Origin of the sequence: Streptomyces sp. NPDC002130, from assembly GCF_040296465.1 — a bacterium.
Lineage (GTDB): Bacteria > Actinomycetota > Actinomycetes > Streptomycetales > Streptomycetaceae > Streptomyces.
In genome coordinates, this window is sequence record NZ_JBEOXI010000021.1 from 33,931 (window position 1) to 54,450 (window position 20,520).

20 protein-coding genes, 1 pseudogene and 2 riboswitches are annotated in these 20,520 nt (G+C 70.6%); of the genes and pseudogenes, 7 read left to right on the forward strand and 14 right to left on the reverse strand.

Annotation, left to right across the window (positions count from 1 at the left end):
- Positions 1–59: 59 nt before the first annotated feature.
- Entirely contained in the window at positions 60–842 is a 783-nt protein-coding gene (locus ABT116_RS06370) for an alpha/beta fold hydrolase (protein ID WP_351628622.1), read from the forward strand.
- A gap of 110 nt (positions 843–952) precedes the next feature.
- Here ABT116_RS06370 and mnmA read toward each other — a convergent pair whose 3' ends face one another.
- Positions 953–2,083, reverse strand: coding sequence for a tRNA 2-thiouridine(34) synthase MnmA (gene mnmA, locus ABT116_RS06375; protein WP_351628625.1), 1,131 nt, complete (start codon positions 2,081–2,083; stop codon positions 953–955).
- A gap of 60 nt (positions 2,084–2,143) precedes the next feature.
- Here mnmA and ABT116_RS06380 point away from each other — a divergent pair, with 60 nt between their 5' ends.
- Positions 2,144–2,809, forward strand: coding sequence for an N-acetylmuramoyl-L-alanine amidase (locus ABT116_RS06380; protein ID WP_351628627.1), 666 nt, complete (start codon positions 2,144–2,146; stop codon positions 2,807–2,809).
- Between the two features lie 27 nt (positions 2,810–2,836).
- On the opposite strand, the gene ABT116_RS06385 is transcribed toward ABT116_RS06380, so the two are convergent.
- The 3 genes from ABT116_RS06385 to ABT116_RS06395 form a co-directional block, all read right to left on the reverse strand.
- A complete protein-coding gene (locus tag ABT116_RS06385) occupies positions 2,837–4,006 on the reverse strand; it encodes a cysteine desulfurase family protein (protein ID WP_351628630.1) in 1,170 nt (389 codons plus the stop codon).
- 140 nt (positions 4,007–4,146) lie between these two features.
- Positions 4,147–4,413: a hypothetical protein gene (locus tag ABT116_RS06390; protein ID WP_031103607.1), complete on the reverse strand. Its 267-nt coding sequence runs from the start codon at positions 4,411–4,413 to the stop codon at positions 4,147–4,149.
- A gap of 44 nt (positions 4,414–4,457) precedes the next feature.
- Positions 4,458–4,622 carry a hypothetical protein gene (locus tag ABT116_RS06395; protein ID WP_351628633.1) on the reverse strand — a complete coding sequence of 55 codons (165 nt, stop codon included), beginning with the start codon at positions 4,620–4,622 and terminating at the stop codon, positions 4,458–4,460.
- A gap of 115 nt (positions 4,623–4,737) precedes the next feature.
- Between ABT116_RS06395 and ABT116_RS06400 the strand changes: the two genes are divergently transcribed.
- Positions 4,738–5,376 (forward strand): TetR family transcriptional regulator, encoded by a 639-nt coding sequence (locus ABT116_RS06400; RefSeq protein ID WP_351628640.1) that lies wholly within the window; start codon positions 4,738–4,740, stop codon positions 5,374–5,376.
- Between the two features lie 668 nt (positions 5,377–6,044).
- On the opposite strand, the gene ABT116_RS06405 is transcribed toward ABT116_RS06400, so the two are convergent.
- On the reverse strand, positions 6,045–6,905 hold the full coding sequence (locus ABT116_RS06405) for a thioesterase family protein (RefSeq protein WP_351628643.1): 861 nt from the start codon (positions 6,903–6,905) through the stop codon (positions 6,045–6,047).
- Between the two features lie 168 nt (positions 6,906–7,073).
- Here ABT116_RS06405 and ABT116_RS06410 point away from each other — a divergent pair, with 168 nt between their 5' ends.
- Positions 7,074–8,309, forward strand: coding sequence for an alpha/beta hydrolase (locus ABT116_RS06410; RefSeq protein WP_351628646.1), 1,236 nt, complete (start codon positions 7,074–7,076; stop codon positions 8,307–8,309).
- On the opposite strand, the gene ABT116_RS06415 is transcribed toward ABT116_RS06410, so the two are convergent.
- The 9 genes from ABT116_RS06415 to ABT116_RS06455 form a co-directional block, all read right to left on the reverse strand.
- Positions 8,200–8,874 carry a trimeric intracellular cation channel family protein gene (locus ABT116_RS06415; RefSeq protein ID WP_351628649.1) on the reverse strand — a complete coding sequence of 225 codons (675 nt, stop codon included), beginning with the start codon at positions 8,872–8,874 and terminating at the stop codon, positions 8,200–8,202. The two genes, ABT116_RS06410 and ABT116_RS06415, sit on opposite strands and share 110 nt — an antisense overlap.
- A 183-nt stretch (positions 8,875–9,057) precedes the next feature.
- Entirely contained in the window at positions 9,058–10,290 is a 1,233-nt protein-coding gene (locus tag ABT116_RS06420; protein ID WP_351628651.1) for an ABC transporter ATP-binding protein, read from the reverse strand.
- Positions 10,291–10,313: 23 nt separating this feature from the next.
- A complete protein-coding gene (locus tag ABT116_RS06425) occupies positions 10,314–11,411 on the reverse strand; it encodes an ABC transporter ATP-binding protein (RefSeq protein ID WP_351628659.1) in 1,098 nt (365 codons plus the stop codon).
- Positions 11,408–12,406 (reverse strand): ABC transporter permease, encoded by a 999-nt coding sequence (locus ABT116_RS06430; protein WP_351628662.1) that lies wholly within the window; start codon positions 12,404–12,406, stop codon positions 11,408–11,410. The genes ABT116_RS06425 and ABT116_RS06430 overlap by 4 nt, the downstream gene beginning before the upstream one ends.
- A gap of 108 nt (positions 12,407–12,514) precedes the next feature.
- On the reverse strand, positions 12,515–14,305 hold the full coding sequence (locus tag ABT116_RS06435; protein ID WP_351628665.1) for an ABC transporter substrate-binding protein: 1,791 nt from the start codon (positions 14,303–14,305) through the stop codon (positions 12,515–12,517).
- A 69-nt stretch (positions 14,306–14,374) separates the two neighbouring features.
- Positions 14,375–15,382 carry an ABC transporter permease gene (locus tag ABT116_RS06440; RefSeq protein ID WP_351628666.1) on the reverse strand — a complete coding sequence of 336 codons (1,008 nt, stop codon included), beginning with the start codon at positions 15,380–15,382 and terminating at the stop codon, positions 14,375–14,377.
- 321 nt (positions 15,383–15,703) lie between these two features.
- Positions 15,704–16,504, reverse strand: coding sequence for an enhanced serine sensitivity protein SseB C-terminal domain-containing protein (locus ABT116_RS06445; RefSeq protein WP_351628668.1), 801 nt, complete (start codon positions 16,502–16,504; stop codon positions 15,704–15,706).
- Positions 16,505–16,640: 136 nt separating this feature from the next.
- The gene (locus ABT116_RS06450) at positions 16,641–17,429 is read right to left on the reverse strand and encodes an enhanced serine sensitivity protein SseB (RefSeq protein ID WP_351628669.1); all 789 of its coding nucleotides are present in this window, start codon (positions 17,427–17,429) and stop codon (positions 16,641–16,643) included.
- A 103-nt stretch (positions 17,430–17,532) separates the two neighbouring features.
- Positions 17,533–18,192 carry an AAA family ATPase gene (locus ABT116_RS06455; protein WP_351628672.1) on the reverse strand — a complete coding sequence of 220 codons (660 nt, stop codon included), beginning with the start codon at positions 18,190–18,192 and terminating at the stop codon, positions 17,533–17,535.
- A 222-nt stretch (positions 18,193–18,414) separates the two neighbouring features.
- A riboswitch (glycine riboswitch) is annotated at positions 18,415–18,515 on the forward strand.
- Positions 18,516–18,633, forward strand: a riboswitch (glycine riboswitch).
- On the opposite strand from ABT116_RS06455, the gene gcvT reads away from it, so the two are divergent.
- From gcvT to ABT116_RS06470, 3 genes and pseudogenes are all read left to right on the forward strand, one after another.
- Positions 18,624–19,793: a glycine cleavage system aminomethyltransferase GcvT gene (gene gcvT / locus ABT116_RS06460; RefSeq protein ID WP_502983826.1), complete on the forward strand. Its 1,170-nt coding sequence runs from the start codon at positions 18,624–18,626 to the stop codon at positions 19,791–19,793. (Overlaps the previous riboswitch by 10 nt.)
- Before the next feature lie 104 nt (positions 19,794–19,897).
- Complete coding sequence (gene gcvH, locus ABT116_RS06465) at positions 19,898–20,275, forward strand: glycine cleavage system protein GcvH (protein WP_351628677.1); 378 nt, start codon at positions 19,898–19,900, stop codon at positions 20,273–20,275.
- Between the two features lie 9 nt (positions 20,276–20,284).
- Positions 20,285–20,520, forward strand: a pseudogene (locus ABT116_RS06470) (serine hydroxymethyltransferase); the annotation flags it as partial.

Sequence of the window (20,520 nt, forward strand, 5' to 3'; positions counted from 1 at the left end):
GGCTGACGCGCCGCCCGCTTCACCCATGAACACCGCGCCGTGCGGCAGTCTGCATGAGCATGGACAAGAAGATCCTTTCGCGCGACGGCACCCGCATCGCCTACGAGAGCACCGGACGCGGCCCCGCGGTCGTCCTGGTGAGCGGCGCGATGTCGACGGGCGGCACTCTGGCGCCGCTGGCCGTGTCGCTCTCGGAGCGTTTCCAGGCCGTGGTGTACGACCGCCGGGGCCGCGGCGCCAGCGGTGACACCGCGCCGTACGCCGTGGAGCGTGAGGTCGAGGACCTGGCCGCGGTGATCGAGGCGGTGGGCGGCGAGGCGCTGCTGTACGGCATCTCCTCGGGCGGGGCCCTGGCACTGGAGGCGGCGGCGAGCGGGCTGCCGGTGCGGCGCGTGGCCGTCTACGAGACGCCGTTCGCGATGTCCGAGGAGGGCGCCAGGGAACGTGCGCAGTACACCGAGCGGCTGACGGAGGCGCTCGGCGAGGGGCGGCGCGGGGACGCGGTCGAACTGTTCCTGCGGCTGACGGGTCTCGCCGAGGGCATGATCCAGGGCGCCCGCCAGTCCCCCATGTGGGCCGGGATGGAGGCGATGGCCCCGAGCCTCGCCTACGACGACGCCGTGATGGGCGACGGCACCGTCCCCCGCTCCCGGCTGGGCTCGGTCGGCGTCCCCGTCCTGGCGGTGGCGGGCGACGCGAGCCCCGAGTGGCTGCGCGAGGCGGCCCGGGCGATCGCGGACTCCGTCCCCGACGGCACCTACCGCACGCTCCAGGGGCAGACGCACATGGTCGAGCCGAACGTCCTGGCGCCGGTGCTCACGGAGTTCTTCAGCCGGGACTGAGCCGGGCGGCATGAGGGCACGTCGCGCGTCACGGGGGCACGGGGCAGGCGCCCGTCACAGGGGCACAGGGCACACGCGCGTGGAGCACGCCCCGGGCCCCGCGAACCGGGTCAGGCCACGCCCGCCGTCGCCCGGGTCGTCGCCGCGATCGTCGCCGAGCCCACCACGCGCGTGCCGTCGTACAGCACGATCGCCTGGCCGGGGGCGACGCCGCGGACGGGCTCGGTGAACGTGACCTCCAGGGAGCCGTCGACGACCTCGGCCGTCACCTCGGTCTCGCCGCCGTGGGCGCGCAGCTGGGCCGTGTAGCTGCCGGGGCCGGTGGGGGCGGCGCCGCACCAGCGGGGCTTGATCGCGGTGAGGGCGCTGACGTCCAGGGCGGACGCCGGGCCGACGGTCACCGTGTTGTCCACGGGCGAGATGTCGAGGACGTAGCGCGGCTTGCCGTCGGGGGCCGGGGTGCCGATCCGCAGGCCCTTGCGCTGGCCGATGGTGAAGCCGTACGCGCCCTCGTGCGTGCCGAGCTTGGCGCCGGACTCGTCGACGATGTCGCCCTCGGAGCGGCCGAGCCGGTTCGCGAGGAAGCCCTGGGTGTCGCCGTCGGCGATGAAGCAGATGTCGTGCGAGTCGGGCTTCTTGGCCACGGCCAGGCCCCTGCGCTCGGCCTCCGCGCGGATCTCGTCCTTGGTGGTGACGGTGTCGCCGAGCGGGAACAGGGCGTGGGCGAGCTGCCGGTCGTCCAGCACGCCGAGGACGTAGGACTGGTCCTTGGCCATGTCGGAGGCGCGGTGCAGCTCGCGGGTGCCGTCCTCGCGCACGATCACCTGGGCGTAGTGGCCCGTGCAGACCGCGTCGAAGCCCAGCGCGAGCGCCTTGTCGAGCAGGGCGGCGAACTTGATCTTCTCGTTGCAGCGCAGGCAGGGGTTGGGGGTGCGGCCGGCCTCGTACTCGGCGACGAAGTCCTCGACGACGTCCTCGCGGAAGCGGTCGGCGAGGTCCCACACGTAGAACGGGATGCCGATGACGTCGGCGGCGCGGCGGGCGTCGCGGGAGTCCTCGATGGTGCAGCAGCCCCGCGCGCCGGTCCGGAAGGATTGGGGGTTGGCGGAGAGCGCGAGGTGGACGCCGGTCACGTCGTGGCCCGCTTCGGCCGCGCGGGCGGCGGCGACGGCGGAGTCGACTCCGCCGGACATGGCGGCCAGGACGCGGAGGGGGCGGGGGCGCTGCGGGGTCTCAGTCATAACCCTTCCAGGGTACGGGGGCGCGGGAACCAGGACCGCCGGGTATCCGTTGACGATCACATGGGACAGCGGAAGGCTTCGAGGGACGGCGACCGGAAGGTCGGCCGCCGCGCGCTGCTGATCGGTGGCACGGTGGCCGCGGCGGGCTCCGCCGTGCTCGCCCGTGACGAGCTGGCGCGTCTGTGGTGGCGGACTCCGGGCGTCGAGAAGCCGCGCGAGGAGGGCGCGGTCGACTACACGGGCGCGCGCTGGGTGGCGGCGTCGGACGCGAACTGGCGCCGCGCGGACCGACCCGACGACTTCGGCATAGACATGGTGATCATCCATGTCACGCAGGGCAGCTACGACAGCGCGGTGAAGGCCTTCCGGGACCCGGGGCACAAGGCCGCCACGCACTACATCGTCCGCCAGGACGGGCGCGTCACGCAGATGATCCGCGAGCTTGACGTGGCGTACCACGCGGGCAACCGCGACTACAACGAACGCAGTGTCGGCATCGAGCACGAGGGCTTCGTCGACCGCCCGCAGGACCTCACGGACGAGATGTACGAGGCCTCGGCCCGGCTCACGGCCCGGATCTGCGCCCGCTACGACATACCCGTCGACCGCGAGCACATCATCGGCCACGTGGAGGTCCCGGGCACGGACCACACGGACCCGGGGCGGCACTGGGACTGGGAGAAGTACATGCGCCTGATACGCAGGGCGCGTACGAGCCCGGCCTGAGCCCCGGGGCTCGTCGGCGCCGGGTCCCTAAGTGAGTCCCGCCGCCCTGGCCCGTTCCACCGCCGGGCCGATGGCCTTCGCCAGGGCCTCGACATCGGCCTCGGTGGAGGTGTGGCCGAGGGAGAAGCGCAGGGTGCCGCGGGCGAGGTCCGGGTCGGTGCCGGTGGCGAGGAGGACGTGGCTGGGCTGGGCGACGCCGGCGGTGCAGGCGGAGCCGGTGGAGCACTCGATGCCCTGGGCGTCGAGCAGGAGCAGCAGGGAGTCGCCCTCGCAGCCGGGGAAGGTGAAGTGCGCGTTGGCCGGGAGGCGGCCCTCGGGGTCCGGGTCGCCGCCGAGGATCGCGTCCGGCACGGCCGAGCGGACCGCGGTGACCAGGGCGTCGCGCAGGGCGCCGATCTCACGGGCGAACCACTCGCGCTGCTCGGCGGCGAGCCGTCCGGCGACGGCGAAGGAGGCGACGGCGGGCACGTCGAGGGTGCCGGAGCGCACATGCCGCTCCTGACCGCCGCCGTGCAGGACGGGTACGGGGGTGTGTTCGCGGCCGAGGATCAGCGCGCCGATGCCGTAGGGGCCGCCGATCTTGTGGCCCGAGACGGTCATCGCGGCGAGGCCGGAGGCGGCGAAGTCGACGGGGATCTGGCCGAAGGCCTGGACGGCGTCCGAGTGCAGCGGGACCCCGAACTCGGCTGCCGCGTCGGCGAGTTCACGGACGGGCAGGATCGTCCCGATCTCGTTGTTCGCCCACATGACGGTGGCGAGGGCCACGTCGTCGGGGCTGCGGGCGATCGCCTCGCGCAGGGCGTCGGGATGGACGCGGCCGTGGGGGTCGACCGGCAGGTACTCGACGGTGGCGCCCTCGTGTTCGCCGAGCCAGTGCACGGCGTCGAGGACCGCGTGGTGCTCGACGGGGCTGGCGAGGACGCGGGTGCGGGCCGGGTCGGCGTCGCGGCGTGACCAGTAGAGGCCCTTGACGGCGAGGTTGTCGGCCTCCGTGCCGCCCGAGGTGAAGACGACCTCGCTGGGGCGGGCGCCGAGGGCTTCGGCGAGGGTCTCGCGGGCCTCCTCGACGGTGCGGCGGGCCTGCCTGCCGGATGCGTGGAGGGACGACGCGTTGCCGGTGGCACCCAGCTGGGCGGTGAGCGCCTCTGCCGCCTCCGGGAGCATCGGGGTGGTCGCGGCGTGGTCGAGGTAAGCCATGGTGAGCCCGATTCTACGGCTCCCCTCGGACCGGCCTCAGAGCAAGCCCGGCCGATCGTGAACCGCTTTCCGGCGCGGCGACGGCCCGTCGCCCCCGGGCCCGGCCGCGGCGTACCGGCGGACGGCTGTCCGACGGCGGCTCAGAAGCTCCACGAGATCGTGCTGTCGAACTCCATGAAGGCAGCGAGGACCAGCAGGTCGGCGACACCCAGGCCCAGACCCAGCAACGCGCGGCCACGGCGCTCGGTGCCGCGCCACAGGGCGACACTCGCCAGCACGATGGCGATCGGGCCGAGGAAGAGATTGAGCACGAGCAGGCCGAGCAGGCCGAGGATGAAGGACGCGACGGCCATGCCGTCGGTGTCACGGATACCGGTGCGGCGCGAGGCCGGAGCGGTGAGCTGCATGATGCACGACTCCCGAAGTCGGATCGAAAGGGTGGTGGGCGGTGTCAGTGAACCTGCGTGTGGCGCCGGCGGCCGCGCTCGCGGAGCGCGAAGATGCCGAGCCAGACGGCGATGACGGCGCCGACGGCGAGGGAGAAGGTGAGCGGCGCGTGGGCCACGGTGCCCAGGACGACACCCAGCAGCAGGAGTGCGGCGACGATGAACAGCACGGGAAACAACCCCCAGGGTTCGGTGAACGGTTGTAGTTACAGTTGTTCACTGACTTCCCAGTCTAACGCCTCCCATGACTTTCCAATTCCAGAGAACAGTTGTTAACTGCATGGTATGAGTCACACCCTCGGCATCCGGCAGGCCCAGAAGCAGAAGACCCGTCAGGCACTCCTCGACGCGGCCCTCGGGCTGCTGGAGGAGCAGAGCCTGAGCAGCCTGGGACTGCGTGAGGTCACCCGCGCCGTCGGTGTCGCCCCGACCGCCTTCTACCGCCACTTCCGCTCCACGGCGGATCTGGGCGTGGCCCTGGTCGAGGAGGCGCTGGGCAGCCTGCACCCGATGATCCGGACGACGGTGTCCACGACGGGCGACCACGAGGAACGCATCACGCGCACCATCGACTTGATCGCCCGTCACGTCGACGGGTACCCCGCCCATGTCCGCTTCATCGCTCGTGAACGACATGGCGGAGTTCAGCCGGTTCGGGAGGCGATAAGGGGCCAACTGGCCCGGTTCGCCCAGGAGGTCAAGGACGAACTGGCCAAGGACCCGGTCTCGGAGGGCTGGAGCGAGGACGACCTGCTGATGCTCGCCCATCTCTACGTCGACCAGATGCTGAGCACGGCGTCGCTGTTCCTGGAGGCTCTGGAAGGGCCGGAGGAGGAGCGCCCGGACCGGACCCGGCGGGTCGCGCAGCTGGCGACCCGCCAGATGCGGCTGATCGGCCTCGGCCGCCATCATTGGCTGGATTGACACCTCGCACGACGCACGGGGGCGGCACGCCCGTTCGCCGGACGCGCCGCCCTCGCCGTGCCCCGGGTGAGCCCGGGCCGGCCCGCCTGTGCCGACTCGGAGCGCCTACTGCTCCTTCTCCGCCTTCTGCGACTGCTGAGGCTGCTGAGGCTGCGGACTCTGTCCCCGCCCGTCCGCGGCCTGTCCGCCGCCACCCGGGCCGCCACAGCCGCCGCCCTGGCCCCCGCCGGGACCGCCCTGGCCGCTCCGCCCGCCTCCCGGCGCGCCGCCGGGCATCCCCGAAGGGGTCCCGGACGGCACACCCGTGGGCTTGGCGCCCGCTGAGGCGGCGCCCGACGGGGCACCCGAAGGAACCCCCTCGGGAGCACCGGAAGGCGCCGTCGGGGGCACCCCGGAAGGAGCCCCCGAAGCCTCCCCCGACGGCGCCCCGCAGGCCTGCTGCCCCGACCCTCCCCCGCTGCCCGAGGACGACGAGGAGTCACCCGACCCGCAGGCCGCCAGAGCCAGGGGGGACAGCACCAGCAGGGCCACGGCGGGAACGAGACGCGCACGCTTCATGAGAGACAGCTCCAGGGCAGAGGAGGGAGTTCCGAGGCGACGAACTCAACCAACGCCGTCTGGGCCCCTCTTGGGATCGCCCTGTGATCCGCCTGTCAGCGAGGCGCAGTTCAGCCCAGCCGGGCCCGCGCCAGCTGCCGGGACTGCGCGACCAGCCGGTCCGCGCTGTCCCACACCTCGGCGTCCTCCTCCAGGAAGCCGCCGGCGAGGTTGCGCGTGGTGATCGACACCCGCAGCGGACCCGGCGCCGGGCGGCACCGGACGTGCACGGTCAGCTCGACGGTCGGCACCCAGCCCTTCAGGCCGAGCTCGAACGCGGTGGGCGGCAGGGCGTCGACCGCGAGCAGCAGGGAGAGCGGGTCGTGATCGCGCCCGTCCTTGAGTCCGAACCAGGCCCGCATCTCACCCTTGCCGGAGGGCTGTCCGAGGGCCCAGCCGAGGGTGGACGGGTCGAGCTTGAGCATCAGGCGCTCGGTGATCGCCGAGCTGCCGTCGACGGGGGCGGGTCCGTCCTCCGGGCCGAAGCAGTGCTCCAGCGGCGGGATCGCGGGCGGCCGGGCCGTGGTGCGGACGTCGTCGGGCAGGGTGTCCAGGTCGCCGTAGGAGGCGAGCACCCGGATGCGTTCGACCTCGCGGCCCTCGTCGTCGTACTGGAAGAGGGAGGCCTGGCCGGTCGACAGGGTGCGGCCGGTGCGGACGACGTCCGTGCGGACGACCGCGGGGCCGGGCTGGGACGCGGTCAGGTAGTGCGCCGAGATCGTGAAGGGGTCGGCGTGCGGCAGGGCGTCCGCGAGGGCGCGGCCCAGGACGGCCAGCAGGTAGCCGCCGTTGACGGCGCTGATGATCGTCCAGCCGGCGGAGAGGTCGATGTCGTAGACGCCCGGCGCGCGGCGGGTGAGCGCGGTGTCGCGGTCGAACTCGCTGTCGCCGATCGTGGCCCGGGCGGCCGGGGCGGTGGCTGCTTCTGGCATGGCTGAACAGTACAAGAACTAACTACTAAGCGGTAGCTTTCTGTCGCCGAGCCGGGTCGTACGCCTTCCCTGCCGACCCGGTCACGCCTTGGTGAGACACGGGCAATTTCTCGGTAAGTGTCCGACTCATCCGTAAACCCACGCACGTCGTCCGTCCTCTGTAGGGGCATGAGCCTCACCGGAACGCCGTTCCTCTGCACCCTGCTCGTCCTGTCCGTCGCCGCCCTGGTCCTGCCGCTGGTCCTCTGGTCGCGCATCCGCGGGCACCGGGTCCTGCGTCTCGCGGCCCGGGCGCTGATGCTGCTGTTCGCACAGGGGACGGCCGTGGCCCTGGTCTTCACCCTGGTCAACAACGCCGACAACCTGTACGACAACTGGGGCGACCTGCTCGGCACCGGCGACCATGTGGAGCAGGCGGCCGATCTGGGCGCCGACGGCACCGGCGGCATCGCGCTCACACGGCTGCCCAAGGTGCACCAGACCTTCGAGCCCGCCGGCGGACCCGGGATGGGCGCGGCCGGCGGGGTGCGGGTGACCCAGCTCGCGGGCCGGGTGTCGGGGGTGAACGCCGAGGTCTACGTCTGGCTGCCGCCGCAGTACGGCGAACCGGCCTACCGGCACCACCGGTTCCCGGTCGTGGAGCTGCTGCCCGGCTACCCCGGCTCGGCGAAGGCGTGGTTCGGCTCGCTGGACGCGCACGAGCAGCTGGAACCGCTGATGCGCGACGGCCGGGTGGCCCCGTTCATCCTGGTCGCGCCCCGCACCAACCTGCTGGCCGCCGTGGACACCGGCTGCGCCAACGTCACGGGCACGGTCGACGCCGACACCTGGCTGAGCGTCGACGTGCCCAAGATGGTCATGGACAACTTCCGCGCCCAGTCCGCGCCGCAGGGCTGGGCCGTCGCCGGCTACTCGGCCGGGGCGCACTGCGCGACGAGGCTCGCCGTCGCCCATCCCGACCGCTACCGGGCCGCCGTCAGCATGTCCGGCTACAACGACCCGAGCGGCGAACGCGATTCGCTGACCGCGCAGAGCCCCGCCCTGCGCTCCGAGAACAACCCACTGCTGATGCTGCGCAGGGCGTCCGTCCCGCCGCGGATCGCGCTGTACCTCTCCGGCCAGCCGCACGACGGCTACGAGGACGCCGTGGCCATGCGGCAGGCCGCGAAGGCCCCGACGACCGTGCACGTCGTGTACATCCCGAAGAGCGCGGGCGGCCACAACATGGCGCTGTGGCGGCCGCAGGTGGTCCCGGCGTTCCGCTGGCTCACCCAGCAGATGGGCATCGGCCGGGTCACGGCAGGACGGGCTGCTCCTCCTCGCTCACCGTCGACCGCCGGTGCCAGGCCCGCGGAGCTCGCCAGTGATACCGCATCGCGAGCAGGCGCAGTACGAAGGCGGTGATCACCGCGACACCGCTGGTGAGCGGGTTCAGGGCGTCGTAGCGGATGCACAGGGCCGCCAGGGCTGAGCCCACGATCGCCGGGACCGCGTACAGGTCGCGGTCCCAGCGCAGCAGGGAGGGGACCTCGTTGGCGAGGACGTCGCGCAGCACACCGCCGCCCACGGCGGTGGTCAGCCCCAGACCGGCGGAGGCGGTCAGGCCGAGCCCGTACTCGTACGCCTTGATCGTGCCGGCGACGCAGAACAGGCCGAGGCCGGCCGCGTCGAAGACGTTCACCGCGGTCTGGATGCGCTCCACCTGGGGGTGCAGGAAGAAGACGAGCAGCGTGGCGAGCAGCGGGGTGAGGAAGTACCCCAGGTCCGTGAAGGCGGCCGGCGGTACGGCTCCGATGACCAGGTCGCGGAACAGCCCCCCGCCCAGTGCGGTGACCTCGGCGAGGACGGCCATGCCGAACACGTCGAAGTTCTTGCGCACGGCCAGCAGGGCGCCGGAGATCGCGAAGACGAAGATGCCGATGAGGTCGAGCGTGTGCTGGACGGACGGGCTGAAGAGTTGCTGGAGCACCCGGACATCTTCCCCTGCGGTCGGGCTACGCCCCATCCCGGAGGCACGTCCCGGTTCCGGCCGGGAAGCGACTGTGCGGCTGATCTGCCCGAAGGCCGGTGAACACCGAAGGGCCGGCAGAGTATCTGCCGGCCCTTCGGTCGTCGTGGTCGCGGCGCGGCGACAGGCTGGAGAGCCGGGAGCTCAGGCCTTGGAGCCGGTGGCGTCGCCGTTATCGGCAGCGGAGGTGCCCTCCTCGGAAGAGGCCTCGGCCACGGCCGCGGACGTCTGGGCGGACTCCTCCAGCACCTCGTCCGGAACGAGCTCAGCGGCTTCCTTCGCCGCGGTGAGCAGCACGGTGTCCTGCGGGGCCTGGTCCTCGAAGTTCTCCGGGTGATGACAGGCGACCCGCTGGCCGGGCGTCAGCTCGACGAGCGCCGGTTCGGTCGTCTTGCAGATCTCCGTGGCCTTCCAGCACCGGGTGTGGAAGCGGCAGCCGCTCGGCGGCGAGATCGGCGACGGTACGTCGCCCTTGAGCAGGATGCGCTCGCTCTTGGCCGACTTGCGCCGCGGGTCCGGGATCGGCACCGCCGACAGCAGGGCCTTGGTGTACGGGTGCATCGGCGACCGGTAGAGCTGGTCCCGGTCGGCCAACTCGACGATCTTGCCGAGGTACATCACCGCGATACGGTCCGAGACGTGCCGGACGACCGACAGGTCGTGCGCGATGATCACATACGTCAGGCCGAGTTCCTGCTGGAGGTCGTCGAGCAGGTTGACGACCTGGGCCTGGATCGACACGTCGAGCGCGGAGACCGGTTCGTCGGCCACGACGAGCTTCGGATTGAGCGCGAGCGCGCGGGCGATGCCGATGCGCTGGCGCTGACCGCCGGAGAACTCGTGCGGGTAGCGGTTGTAGTGCTCGGGGTTGAGGCCCACGACCTCGAGCAGCCGCTGCACTTCCTTCTTGATGCCGCCCTCGGGCGTGACGCCCTGGAGCTTGAAGGGGGCGCCGACGATCGTGCCGATGGTGTGGCGCGGGTTCAGCGAGGAGTACGGGTCCTGGAAGATCATCTGCACGTCCCGGCGGAGCGGACGCATGCCGCCGACACCGAGGTGCGTGATGTCCTGGCCCTCGAACTCGACCTTTCCCGCGGTGGGTTCGAGCAGCCGCGTGATCAACCGGCCCATCGTCGACTTGCCGCAGCCCGACTCGCCCACGACACCGAGGGTTTCACCGGCCCTGACCTCGAAATCTATGCCGTCGACCGCGCGCACCGCACCGACCTGCCGCTGAAGCAGCCCCTTGCGGATCGGGAAGTGCTTCTGCAGCCCGGTGACCTTCAGCAGGATGTCGCCCGACGCCGCGTTCTTGGTGAGGGTCGCCGCGCCGGATGCGTTCGCCTCCGTGCCGTCGCTCTTGGCGGGAGTGGTCACAACGGTGTCCTTGGAGTTCTCGCTCACAGCTTCGGCGCAATCTCTTCGATCCAGATCCGCTCCCGCTGCTCCCTGCTCATGTGGCAGGCGGCCCAGTGCTGGCTTCCGGCTTCGGTCAGCTCGGGGCGGACCGTGCGGGTGATGTTGTCCTTCGGGACGTCGGCGTACGGGCAGCGCGGGTTGAAGGCGCAGCCGGACGGGACGTTGATCAGGGAGGGCGGGGAACCCTTGACCGGGATAAGGCGCTCCTGCTGCTCACGGTCGAGGCGCGGCATCGAGCCGAGCAGACCCCACGTGTAGGGGTGACGGGGCTCGTAGAACACCTGCTCGGCCGGGCCCCGTTCGACGCAGCGTCCGCCGTACATCACGAGGAGATCGTCGGCGAGCTCGGCGACGACCCCCAAGTCGTGGGTGATGATGATGACCGCGGAGCCGAACTCCTTCTGCAGGTCCCGGATCAGGTCGAGGATCTGCGCCTGGACGGTCACGTCGAGGGCGGTCGTCGGCTCGTCCGCGATGAGCAGCTCGGGATTGTTGACGAGCGACATCGCGATCATCGCACGCTGGCGCATTCCGCCGGAGAACTCGTGCGGGTAGCTGTCGACGCGCTTGTCCGGCTGCGGGATCCCCACGCGGTCGAGCATCTCGACCGCCCGGCGACGGGCGACCTTCTTGCTGACGTCGTGGTGGATCCGGTACGCCTCCACGATCTGCTGGCCGATCGTGTAGTACGGGTGCAGCGCGGACAGCGGGTCCTGGAAGATCATCGCCATCTGACGACCGCGCAGCTTGCGCACGTGGTCGGGGTCGGCGGACAGCAGCTCGGTGCCGTCCAGCCAGATCTCGCCCGAGAGCCGCGCCTTGCGCTTGCCGTACTGGCCGGCGGTGTGCAGACCCATGATGCCCAGCGAGGTCACCGACTTGCCGGAGCCCGACTCGCCCACGATGCCGAGGGTCTTGCCCTTCTCCAGCTGGAAGCTGAGCCCGTCGACGGACTTGACCAGGCCGTCGTCGGTCGGGAAGTGCACCTTCAGGTCGCGCACTTCCAGGAAGGCGGTCGGTGCCGTGGAGTCACTCGTGGGCTCGCCCACGGCCGCTCCGGTCTTGCTGAGTTCGGTCATGCGAGCCTCACTCGGGGGTCGATCACGGCGTACAGGACGTCCACCACGAGGTTGGCGATGAGCACCGCGACGGAGGTGATCAGGGTGACGCCCAGGATGATGGGCAGGTCCTGGTTCTTGATCGCGTTGAGCACGGCCTGGCCCAGGCCGGGCAGGCTGAACGTGGTCTCGGTCAGGATGGCGCCGCCGATGAGGGCGCCGAGGTCCATGCCGAGCATGGTCAGGATGGGTGTCATCGTCGAGCGCATGGCGTGCTTGCGGATGACGACCTGTTCGCGCATGCCCTTGGCACGGGCGGTACGGATGTAGTCCTCGCCGAGGATCTCCAGCATGGTGGCGCGGGTGATCCGGGCGTACATCGCGGCGTACAGGAACGCCAGGGTGACCCACGGGAGGATCATGCCGCCGAGCCAGCCGGTGAAGCTCTCCTCGAGGGGCACGTACTCGGCGTTGATCCAGCCCAGCCCGTAGGAGAAGATCGCCAGGCTGAGCAGCCCGGTGAAGTAGATGGGGAGGGAGACACCCGCGAGGGCGATCACCATCGCACCGCGGTCCCACATGCTGCCCCGCTTGAGCGCGGAGAGGACACCCGCCGCAACACCGAACAGCAGCCACAGCACGGCCGCACCGAGCGCGAGTCCCAGGGTCACCGGGAAGCGGTCGGTAAGTACCGGCCAGATGGCCTGTTCACTGCGGAATGAGTAACCGAAGCACGGTGCGGCGCAGTGGGTGACGTCGCCGCCGGCCGCGTAGGTGCGGCCCACGAAGATGCCTTTGAAGAACTCCCAGACCTGGACGAAGATCGGTTCGCCCAGACCCAGCTTCTGGCGCACGGCCTCGACGGCCGCCGGGTCGGCCTGCTTGCCCACGAAGCTGCTGGCGATGTCGACGCCCGCCCACTTGGGGACGAGGAAGAAGATGCCGAAGACCACCATGATGATGACCGCGAGCATCACTACGGCGGCGAACAGCCGCCTGATCAGGTAAGCGAGCACAGATCTCGGCCCGCTGCGGACCTCGGGCCACCGGAGTTCTTCCGGTGGCCCTGGGTCACGCCGCGCCGGCCTTCACCTGCCTTTCGTGCCGTACGGCGGGTGTGCCGGTTACTTCGCGGACTTCAGGCCGAGGTTGACGAAGTCGTACATGCCGCTGTACGCGTCCGTCGTGTAGACGTTGGCCAGGCGGCTGGAACGCCAGTTGATGAACTTCTCGAAGACGAAGGGCAGGTAGTAGCCGCCCTCCATGACCTTGTGGTTGATCTCCGTGGCGATCTTGGTCTTGCCCGCGTCGTCCAGCGTGGTGACGTACTTGTCGAACAGACCGTCGATGGTCTTGTCCTTGATCAGGGCGAAGTTGTTGTTGCCGCTCTCCAGGATGTAGCTGCTGTCCCACAGCGGCAGACCGTAGCCCTGCACGGACGGGAAGTCCGGGCCCCAGCCCATGATGATGATGCCGTAGCCCTTCTTCTTCACGTTCGAGGGGCTGCCGATGATGCCGGAGCTCTGCGAGCCGTCGTACTGGTCGATGTCGGCGGTGATGCCGACCTTCTTCAGCGAGGCCTGGAGGGACTCGGCGGTGGCCACCTCGGCCGGCTTGTTGTTGCGGACCGCGATGGTGGTCTTGAAGCCGTTCGGCTTGCCGCAGGCCTTCAGGGCTTCCTTGGCCTTGGCCGCGTTGCCCTTCTTGTTGGCGCCCGCGAGCTCGTACGGGTCGTACTTCTGGCCCTCGGCGCCCGGGACGGCCGGCGGCAGCATGTTGGTGCCGATGTCACCACCGGCGATGGGGCCGCCGCGGGCGGTCTGCAGCGACACGTGGTCGGCGCCGTAGATCACGGCCTTGCGGCACTCGATGTTGTCGAACGGCTTCACGCTCTGCGGGAAGACCGCGTAACGGATGTAGCCGGAGACCGGGTTGTCCAGGTTGCCCTTGTGCTGCTTCAGGGCGGTGGTGCGGCCCTGCGGGGACATACCGGTCTGGTTGATGTCCAGGTCGTAGTCGCCCGCGATCAGGCGCGCGTCCATGTCGTTGGCGTTGGAGAAGAACTTGACCGTGATCTTGTCCGGGTTGGCCTTGCGGATCGGGTCCGAGGCCTGCTTCCACTCGGTGTTGCGGACCAGCGTCAGGTCCTTGCCCGGGTTGTACGACTGGAACTTGTACGGGCCCGAGGAGAACGGGTGCAGGCCGTACTTGGACTTGGTGTCCTTGTCCTGGCGGACCGGGGACGCCGAGGTCAGGGCCAGCATCTCCTCGAAGTCGGAGTTGGCCCGCGGCAGCTTGAAGACGATGGTCCGGTCGTCGGGCGTCTCGATCGCCTTCAGGCCCAGCTTGTCCGCGGACTTGTCCTTGTACGGGCCCTGGTACTCGCCCTTGGGGTCGAGCACGTCCTTCAGGTAGACCGGGCCGCCGGACAGCACGTCCTGCGCCCAGACGCGCTCGATGCCGTACTTGATGTCCTTGGACGTGATCGGCTTGCCGTCCTCCCACGTGACCCCGTCACGCAGGGTGTACGTGTAGGTCTTGCCGTCGTCCGAGATCTTGGCGAGCCCGGTGGCGAGGTCCGGGGTCAGCTCGGTGCCGGCCTTGCCCGGCTCCGTCTTGCTCGTGACGAGCTGACGGCTGTAGTAGCGGGAGAAGTTCCACATGAAGCCGTAGTAGCCGCGCGTGGTGTCCCACGAGTCGGCGTCCTGGGCACCGGCGAACTTCAGGGTGCCGCCCTTCTTGGCGAGCGAGGCCTGGGCGACCTTGTTGTTCGCGGCATCGAAGCCCGCCGCCCCGTCCTTCGACCCCTCGTTGTCGTTGCCGCCGCCGCACGCCGCCGTGGTCAGCAGTGCGGCGACCACGGCAGCAGCGGCCATGGCCTGCTTGCGCCGCCCTGAGGTGCGTTGGGTAGTCACGATCTCGGATCCTCCGGATAGATGAGAGACCCCGTGCCAGGTGTCACGGGTCGCTGTTTGTACGGCAGTTCAGCGGGAACCCTTCGGGTCGAGCGCGTCACGCACGCCGTCACCGAAGAGATTGAAGGCAAGGACGGTGATGAAGATCGCCATGCCCGGGACCACCATGTACATGGGGTCCGAGTCGTAGTAGTCGATCGCGCTCGACAGCATCTGCCCCCAGGAGGCCGTGGGGGGCTTGACACCCACACCCAGGAAGCTGAGTGCCGCCTCGGTGAGGATGTTGGTGGGGATCATCATCGTCGTGTACACGATGATGGGTGCGACGAGGTTGGGCAGCAGCTCCTTGAAAAGGATGTAGAACCGCCCGGCACCGAGCGATCGGGCCGCCTCGACGTACTCCCGCTCGCGCAGCGAGAGCGTCTGGCCGCGCACCACGCGTCCGATGTAGGGCCAGCCGAAGAAGCCGATGACCAGGATCATCACGAACAGACGCACGCCGGTGCCGGTCAGCCCCAGCATCTCGTTCGGCATGACGGAGACCAGGGCGATGATGAACAGCAGCTGCGGGAAGGCCAGCAAGCCGTCCATCACACGGCTGACGACGGCGTCGACCCAGCCGCCGAAGAAGCCCGCCAGGACGCCCAGGACGGTACCGATCACGACGGCGACGATCGCGGACAGGAATCCCACGAGGAGTGAGATCCGGGCGCCGTAGACGATGCGGGCGAAGATGTCACGGCCGCTCACCGGCTCGACACCCAGCAGGTGATCACCGCTGATGCCGCCCAGCGCTCCCGTGGGGGTGCCGAACAGCGGGTCGATCAGGTCCTCGTGGTGTGCCTCGGGGTCCTGACCCACGAGGCTCGTGATGACCGGTGCGAGGAGGGCGATCGCGATGAGCACGAGCACCATGACGCCACCCGCCAGGGCAAGTTTGTCCCGTTTCAGGCGCTCCCAGGCGATCCGGCCCAGAGAACGGCCCTGCACGGCTTTCACACCGGCGCCGACAACTGCCGCTTCCTCGGCCGCACTCGGAGCCGCTTCCGCGGTCGGCTCGTGCAATGGTGCCGTCATCAGGCAGGGACCCCTCTTCTCAACCGGCGGTGGCCGGCCCGCGCATTCCGCTGTAGCGGCGTGATCAGTCCGTCGTACGCAGGGGCGAAACTCCCCTGGTGCGGGGAGTCTTCAACGCTTCAGCGTTTCGCTGCCAGACTTGACGATGAAAGGATGCGCAAACGTGATGCTGTCTGCGGGATTCCGTTATCCGGACAAGGGGCGACGGGGATCGGTCGCAGACAGACCTGGACATCTGACGCAGGCTAGATTATTTCGCCGCCATCTACGCGCGAAGACGCGCCCTCTGTCCCGCCCGGTAGATGCGGGCGGGCGAAGCTCTCAGTACCGGCCTTGGGCCGGCGGGTAGCCGTAGCCGGAAGCCGGGGCCTGGACGGGCGCCGTGGCGTGGGCCTCGCGGTCGTAGAAGGGGCGTGCCTTCTCGCGCAGCCACATCGCGACCGGGTCGTGCTCGTCGGACATGGCGACGGTCGACACGGGCAGCCCGTCCGGTACGGCGCCGAGGGACTGCTGCATCATCGCGCGCACGGAGTCCACGGCCGGCGGCGAGGTGTCGTACACGTCCAGCCCGATGGCGAGGTACGGCGCCCCGAGCGCGGGCTGCACCCAGGCGCGGCGCAGCGAGCGGACGGCCGGGGTGCGGTGGGCGTTCTGCGCGAGCAGGGCGTAGAACTGCGGGATCTCGATGGCGGGTTCGGACAGGCGCAGGGGTCCGGCGGGCTGGCGGTCCAGGCCCGTGGCGATCCGGCGCAGGTCGAGCCACGGGATGCCGACACCGCCGCCGGGGGCGTGCGGGTTGAGCCAGAGGCCGTAGTGGTCGGGGTAGAGGGCGCGGGCGACGTCGAGTCCGTCGATCACCTCGTACGAGCGGTTCCAGCCGCTGGCGGAGAGCTCCTGGGCGGACGTCACGCAGGGGGCGTAGCCGTGGCCGTCGACGTCCATGTTCCCGTACTGGGCGTCGGGGGAGCCGGCCTGGCCGTGCCACAGGAGCATCCAGATCTGGCCGCTGTGCGGGGTCGCGAGCGCGCGCAGGAGTGCCTCGTAGGCGTCGTAACGCCCGGGCGTGACCTGGCGCAGCATGTGCTCGACCTGTCCGGCCGCGGCCGTGCCGCTCGCGCTCACCTTTACCGCCCCTTCGTACAACGCCTCGACGGTGCCCTAGCTTAAGCCCGCGCGAGAGGTCGGAGCTTGGGGTCGTATCGCGGCCTCGGGCCGTGGGGGGTTCTCGCGCAGTTCCCCGCGCCCCTGGGGTACCGGCCTACCGCTGGAAAAAGGGCCGGACCCGGTCTCGCATCCAGTTGCCCACCGGGTCCTCCGTCACGTCGAGGAGCACCAGGTTGACCGGCCAGGGGGCCGGGGCGGCGGTGACGGCGCGGGTGAGGGCGTCAAGGGGGAGGACGCGCAGGTCGCCTTCCCACTGGGAGAGTTCGACGCCGACGAACATCACGGGGTCGGCCGTCTCGATCACGGCGAGGCAGCGGCGGGCAGAGACGACGACGCCGGTCGCCTCGAACTCGGAGGCAGCGGCGGCCAGGAAGTCCACCGGGTCGTCCTGCCAGTCGGGCTCGAAGAGCCGGACCCGTCCGCCGCTCGCGGGGCCGTCGAGCGGAGTCCGGCCGGCCCGGCACAGCTCGGCCACGGCGGCAGGCGGCAGGGGGATGCCCACCACACCGCCCGGGTTGACGGCTATCCCCGCGTGCGGCGGCAGGCCCCGGGCGAACTCCACGGCGGGCGCGATGGTGTACGACATGTGCGCGCCGGTGACCTGGCGGAACTGCTCCTCGGAGCTGAACACCGGCACGAACGCCTGGCCGTCGATCTCGATGCCGGGCAGGTCGAGGGGGCCGCTGTGCGGGCCGCCGCCGTTGGGCAGCGGGATCCACACGAAGCTCCGGCCGAGCACCTCGACGATCCGCCCGCCGGCCGCCGGTCCCGCGCCGAGGGAGGCCGAGAGCACCTCCTCCAGCTCGTTGCCGGGCCAACCGCCGTGCGGGTGGGTCTGCGTCTGCGCCGGGAAGTCCGCGGAGAAGTCCGCCGGGATGTCCATCTGCCTACCGCCTGCCTGGAACCACTGCTGTAGCTGAAAAGGCTAACGGCTGACGGACGCCGGGCGGCAGGAGGAAGGCCGGCTTGGGGACGACCGCGCGGGCTCAGCCCGTGAAGCCGATTCTGCGGAGGCCGTTCGCCGCGTCCCGGTCGGCCAGCACGGCCGAGGCGCAGCCGGTGGGGAGGTCGCCGCGCTCCACCGCGCGCAGGAGGCGGGTGCTTGCCGCGCGGTGGCGCAGGAACGCGTACCGCGAGACGCCGCGGCCCCGGTCGCGCTGGCCGGCCAGGGCCTGTTCGGGACTGACGTCGAGGAGGAGGAGGTGCAGGGCGCCGCCCCGGCGGCGGGCCTCGCGGGCGAGCCAGCGGCGGACCCAGGCCTGCGTGCCGCAGTCGTGCACGACGACGCCCTCGCCCGTGCGCAGGGCGCGCCGCAGCCCGGCGTAGTGGGCGAGGCGGACGAGCGGGCGGTAGAGCGCATACGGCAGGGCGCGCGGCATGCGGCGGGCCCAGCGGTCGCGGGTGTCCTGGGAGTCGATGCGCCGGTCCGGCACGGTGCGCCGCATCAGCGTGGACTTGCCGCTGCCCGGCAGGCCCGTGACCACGACCAGGTCGCGGGGGCCGAACAGCAGCGCGTGCGGGCTCCGGCCGGCCCGGTCGCGCAGGTCGCGGACGACCGGCGCCGGAGCGCGGACCGCCCGGGCCGGTGCGGCCGGCTGCTCGGGCAGCGCGATGCCCGTCGTCGCGTACGCGGTGGTCCTGTTCACCGTGATCGTCCTCCCCTGGGGCCAGGTACGGAGTCCCATCCCCGCCGAGTGTAAAGAGAAGGTAATGCCGCAGGCCTCTCATTTACGTTCTTGTCCTGCAACAGGGCTGCTACAGGTCGCCATGTCCGGCGGGCGGGACTCGTGCACTCCCTGGGAAAGGTCCCCCTGCCGCGCCGGAAGGATGCGTGCAATGATGTGCGCGCCAACTGCATACCGGCCGTTTGAATCCGCGCGGGAGAGTCCCCAGCAGCAGCTGTCGCTGGGGCGCCGAAGGAGCAAGTCCCTCCCTTGAATCTCTCAGGCCCCGTTACCGCGCGGGCGAGGCACATCTGAAAAGCGGGTCGCCCCTGGCGTATGACAGGGGTGGCCCCACCCAAGGTGCAAGTCACGACCCGTGCGGTCATGGCGAACCTCTCAGGTTCCGATGACAGATGGGGAGGAACGACCTCGCCCGTCATTGCCCTGGGAGACGACCGACTGTGAGCAGTACAGGAGAACTCCGTCACACCGCGCTCGATGCCCTGCATCGTTCGCTCGGCGCGACGATGACCGACTTCGCCGGCTGGGACATGCCCCTGCGCTACGGCTCCGAGCGCGACGAGCACACCGCCGTGCGCACGAAGGCCGGGCTCTTCGACCTCTCCCACATGGGCGAGATCACCGTCACCGGCCCGCAGGCCGCCGCCCTGCTGGACTTCGCCCTGGTGGGCAACATCGGCGGTGTGAAGCCGGGCCGGGCCCGCTACACCATGATCTGCCGGGCCGACGGCGGCATCCTGGACGACCTGATCGTCTACCGGCTGGGCGAGACCGAGTACATGGTGGTCGCCAACGCCTCCAACGCCCAGGTGGTGCTGGACGCGCTGACCGAGCGCGCCGCCGGCTTCGACGCCGAGGTGCGTGACGACCGGGACGCCTACGCGCTGATCGCCGTCCAGGGACCGGAGTCGCCCGGGATCCTGAAGTCCCTGACCGACGCCGACCTCGACGGCCTGAAGTACTACGCCGGGCTGCCCGGCACGGTCGCGGGCGTACCGGCCCTGATCGCCCGGACCGGCTACACCGGCGAGGACGGCTTCGAGCTGTTCGTGAAGCCGGAGCACGCGGTCGAGCTGTGGCAGGCACTGACCAAGGCGGGCGAGGGCGTCGGGCTGGTCCCCTGCGGGCTGTCCTGCCGCGACACGCTGCGGCTGGAGGCGGGCATGCCGCTGTACGGGCACGAGCTGTCGACCTCCCTCACCCCCTTCGACGCGGGCCTCGGACGGGTGGTGAAGTTCGAGAAGGAGGGCGACTTCGTGGGCCGCGCGGCCCTGCGTGAGGCCGCGGAGCACGCGAACCACGAGCCGCCGCGCGTCCTGGTCGGCCTGATCGCCGAAGGCCGCCGGGTCCCCCGCGCCGGGTACGCCGTCGTCGCCGAGGGCAAGGTGATCGGCGAGGTCACCTCCGGGGCCCCCTCCCCCACGCTGGGCAAGCCGATCGCGATGGCCTACGTCGACGCCATGTACTCCACGCCGGGCACGGCCGGTGTCGGTGTGGACATCCGGGGCAGTCACGAGCCGTACGAGGTCGTGGCGCTGCCGTTCTACAAGCGTCAGAAGTAGACACTGGCCGGAGGGCCGCGGCACCGCCTCGTGCCCGTCGTCCCAGCTCACCAGTAGTCCCCCCCCTTCCACAGCACTCCCGCGCGTACAGGAGAATCCAGGCCATGAGCAACCCCAACGAGCTGCGTTACAGCAAGGAGCACGAGTGGCTGTCGGCCGCCGAGGACGGCGTCTCGACGGTCGGCATCACGGAGCACGCGGCCAACGCGCTCGGCGATGTCGTGTTCGTCCAGCTTCCCGAGGTCGGTGACTCCGTGTCCGCCGGCGAGACCTGCGGCGAGCTGGAGTCGACCAAGTCGGTGTCGGACCTGTACTCCCCCGTCTCCGGTGAGGTCACCGAGGTCAACGAGGACGTCGTGAACGACCCGTCGCTGGTGAACTCGGCCCCCTTCGAGGGCGGCTGGCTGTTCAAGGTGCGGGTCGCGGACGAGCCGGGCGACCTGCTCTCCGCCGACGAGTACACCGCGTTCTCCGCGGGCTGAGGGAGTCGTATGTCCGTCCTGAACACACCCCTGCACGAGCTCGACCCGGCGGTCGCCGCCGCGGTCGACGCCGAGCTGCACCGCCAGCAGTCCACGCTGGAGATGATCGCCTCGGAGAACTTCGCGCCGGTCGCGGTCATGGAGGCGCAGGGCTCGGTCCTCACCAACAAGTACGCCGAGGGCTACCCGGGCCGCCGCTACTACGGCGGCTGCGAGCACGTCGACGTGGTCGAGCAGATCGCGAT

Excerpts from the sequence above, each read along its gene's own strand:
- ABT116_RS06370 (WP_351628622.1), top strand. The coding sequence starts at position 60 with ATGGACAAGAAGATCCTTTCGCGCGACGGCACCCGCATCGCCTACGAG.
- mnmA (WP_351628625.1), bottom strand. The coding sequence starts at position 2,083 with ATGACTGAGACCCCGCAGCGCCCCCGCCCCCTCCGCGTCCTGGCCGCC.
- ABT116_RS06380 (WP_351628627.1), top strand. The coding sequence starts at position 2,144 with ATGGGACAGCGGAAGGCTTCGAGGGACGGCGACCGGAAGGTCGGCCGC.
- ABT116_RS06385 (WP_351628630.1), bottom strand. The coding sequence starts at position 4,006 with ATGGCTTACCTCGACCACGCCGCGACCACCCCGATGCTCCCGGAGGCG.
- ABT116_RS06390 (WP_031103607.1), bottom strand. The coding sequence starts at position 4,413 with ATGCAGCTCACCGCTCCGGCCTCGCGCCGCACCGGTATCCGTGACACC.
- ABT116_RS06400 (WP_351628640.1), top strand. The coding sequence starts at position 4,738 with ATGAGTCACACCCTCGGCATCCGGCAGGCCCAGAAGCAGAAGACCCGT.
- ABT116_RS06405 (WP_351628643.1), bottom strand. The coding sequence starts at position 6,905 with ATGCCAGAAGCAGCCACCGCCCCGGCCGCCCGGGCCACGATCGGCGAC.
- ABT116_RS06410 (WP_351628646.1), top strand. The coding sequence starts at position 7,074 with ATGAGCCTCACCGGAACGCCGTTCCTCTGCACCCTGCTCGTCCTGTCC.
- ABT116_RS06425 (WP_351628659.1), bottom strand. The coding sequence starts at position 11,411 with ATGACCGAACTCAGCAAGACCGGAGCGGCCGTGGGCGAGCCCACGAGT.
- ABT116_RS06440 (WP_351628666.1), bottom strand. The coding sequence starts at position 15,382 with ATGACGGCACCATTGCACGAGCCGACCGCGGAAGCGGCTCCGAGTGCG.
- ABT116_RS06450 (WP_351628669.1), bottom strand. The coding sequence starts at position 17,429 with ATGGACATCCCGGCGGACTTCTCCGCGGACTTCCCGGCGCAGACGCAG.
- gcvT (WP_502983826.1), top strand. The coding sequence starts at position 18,624 with ATGGGGAGGAACGACCTCGCCCGTCATTGCCCTGGGAGACGACCGACT.
- gcvH (WP_351628677.1), top strand. The coding sequence starts at position 19,898 with ATGAGCAACCCCAACGAGCTGCGTTACAGCAAGGAGCACGAGTGGCTG.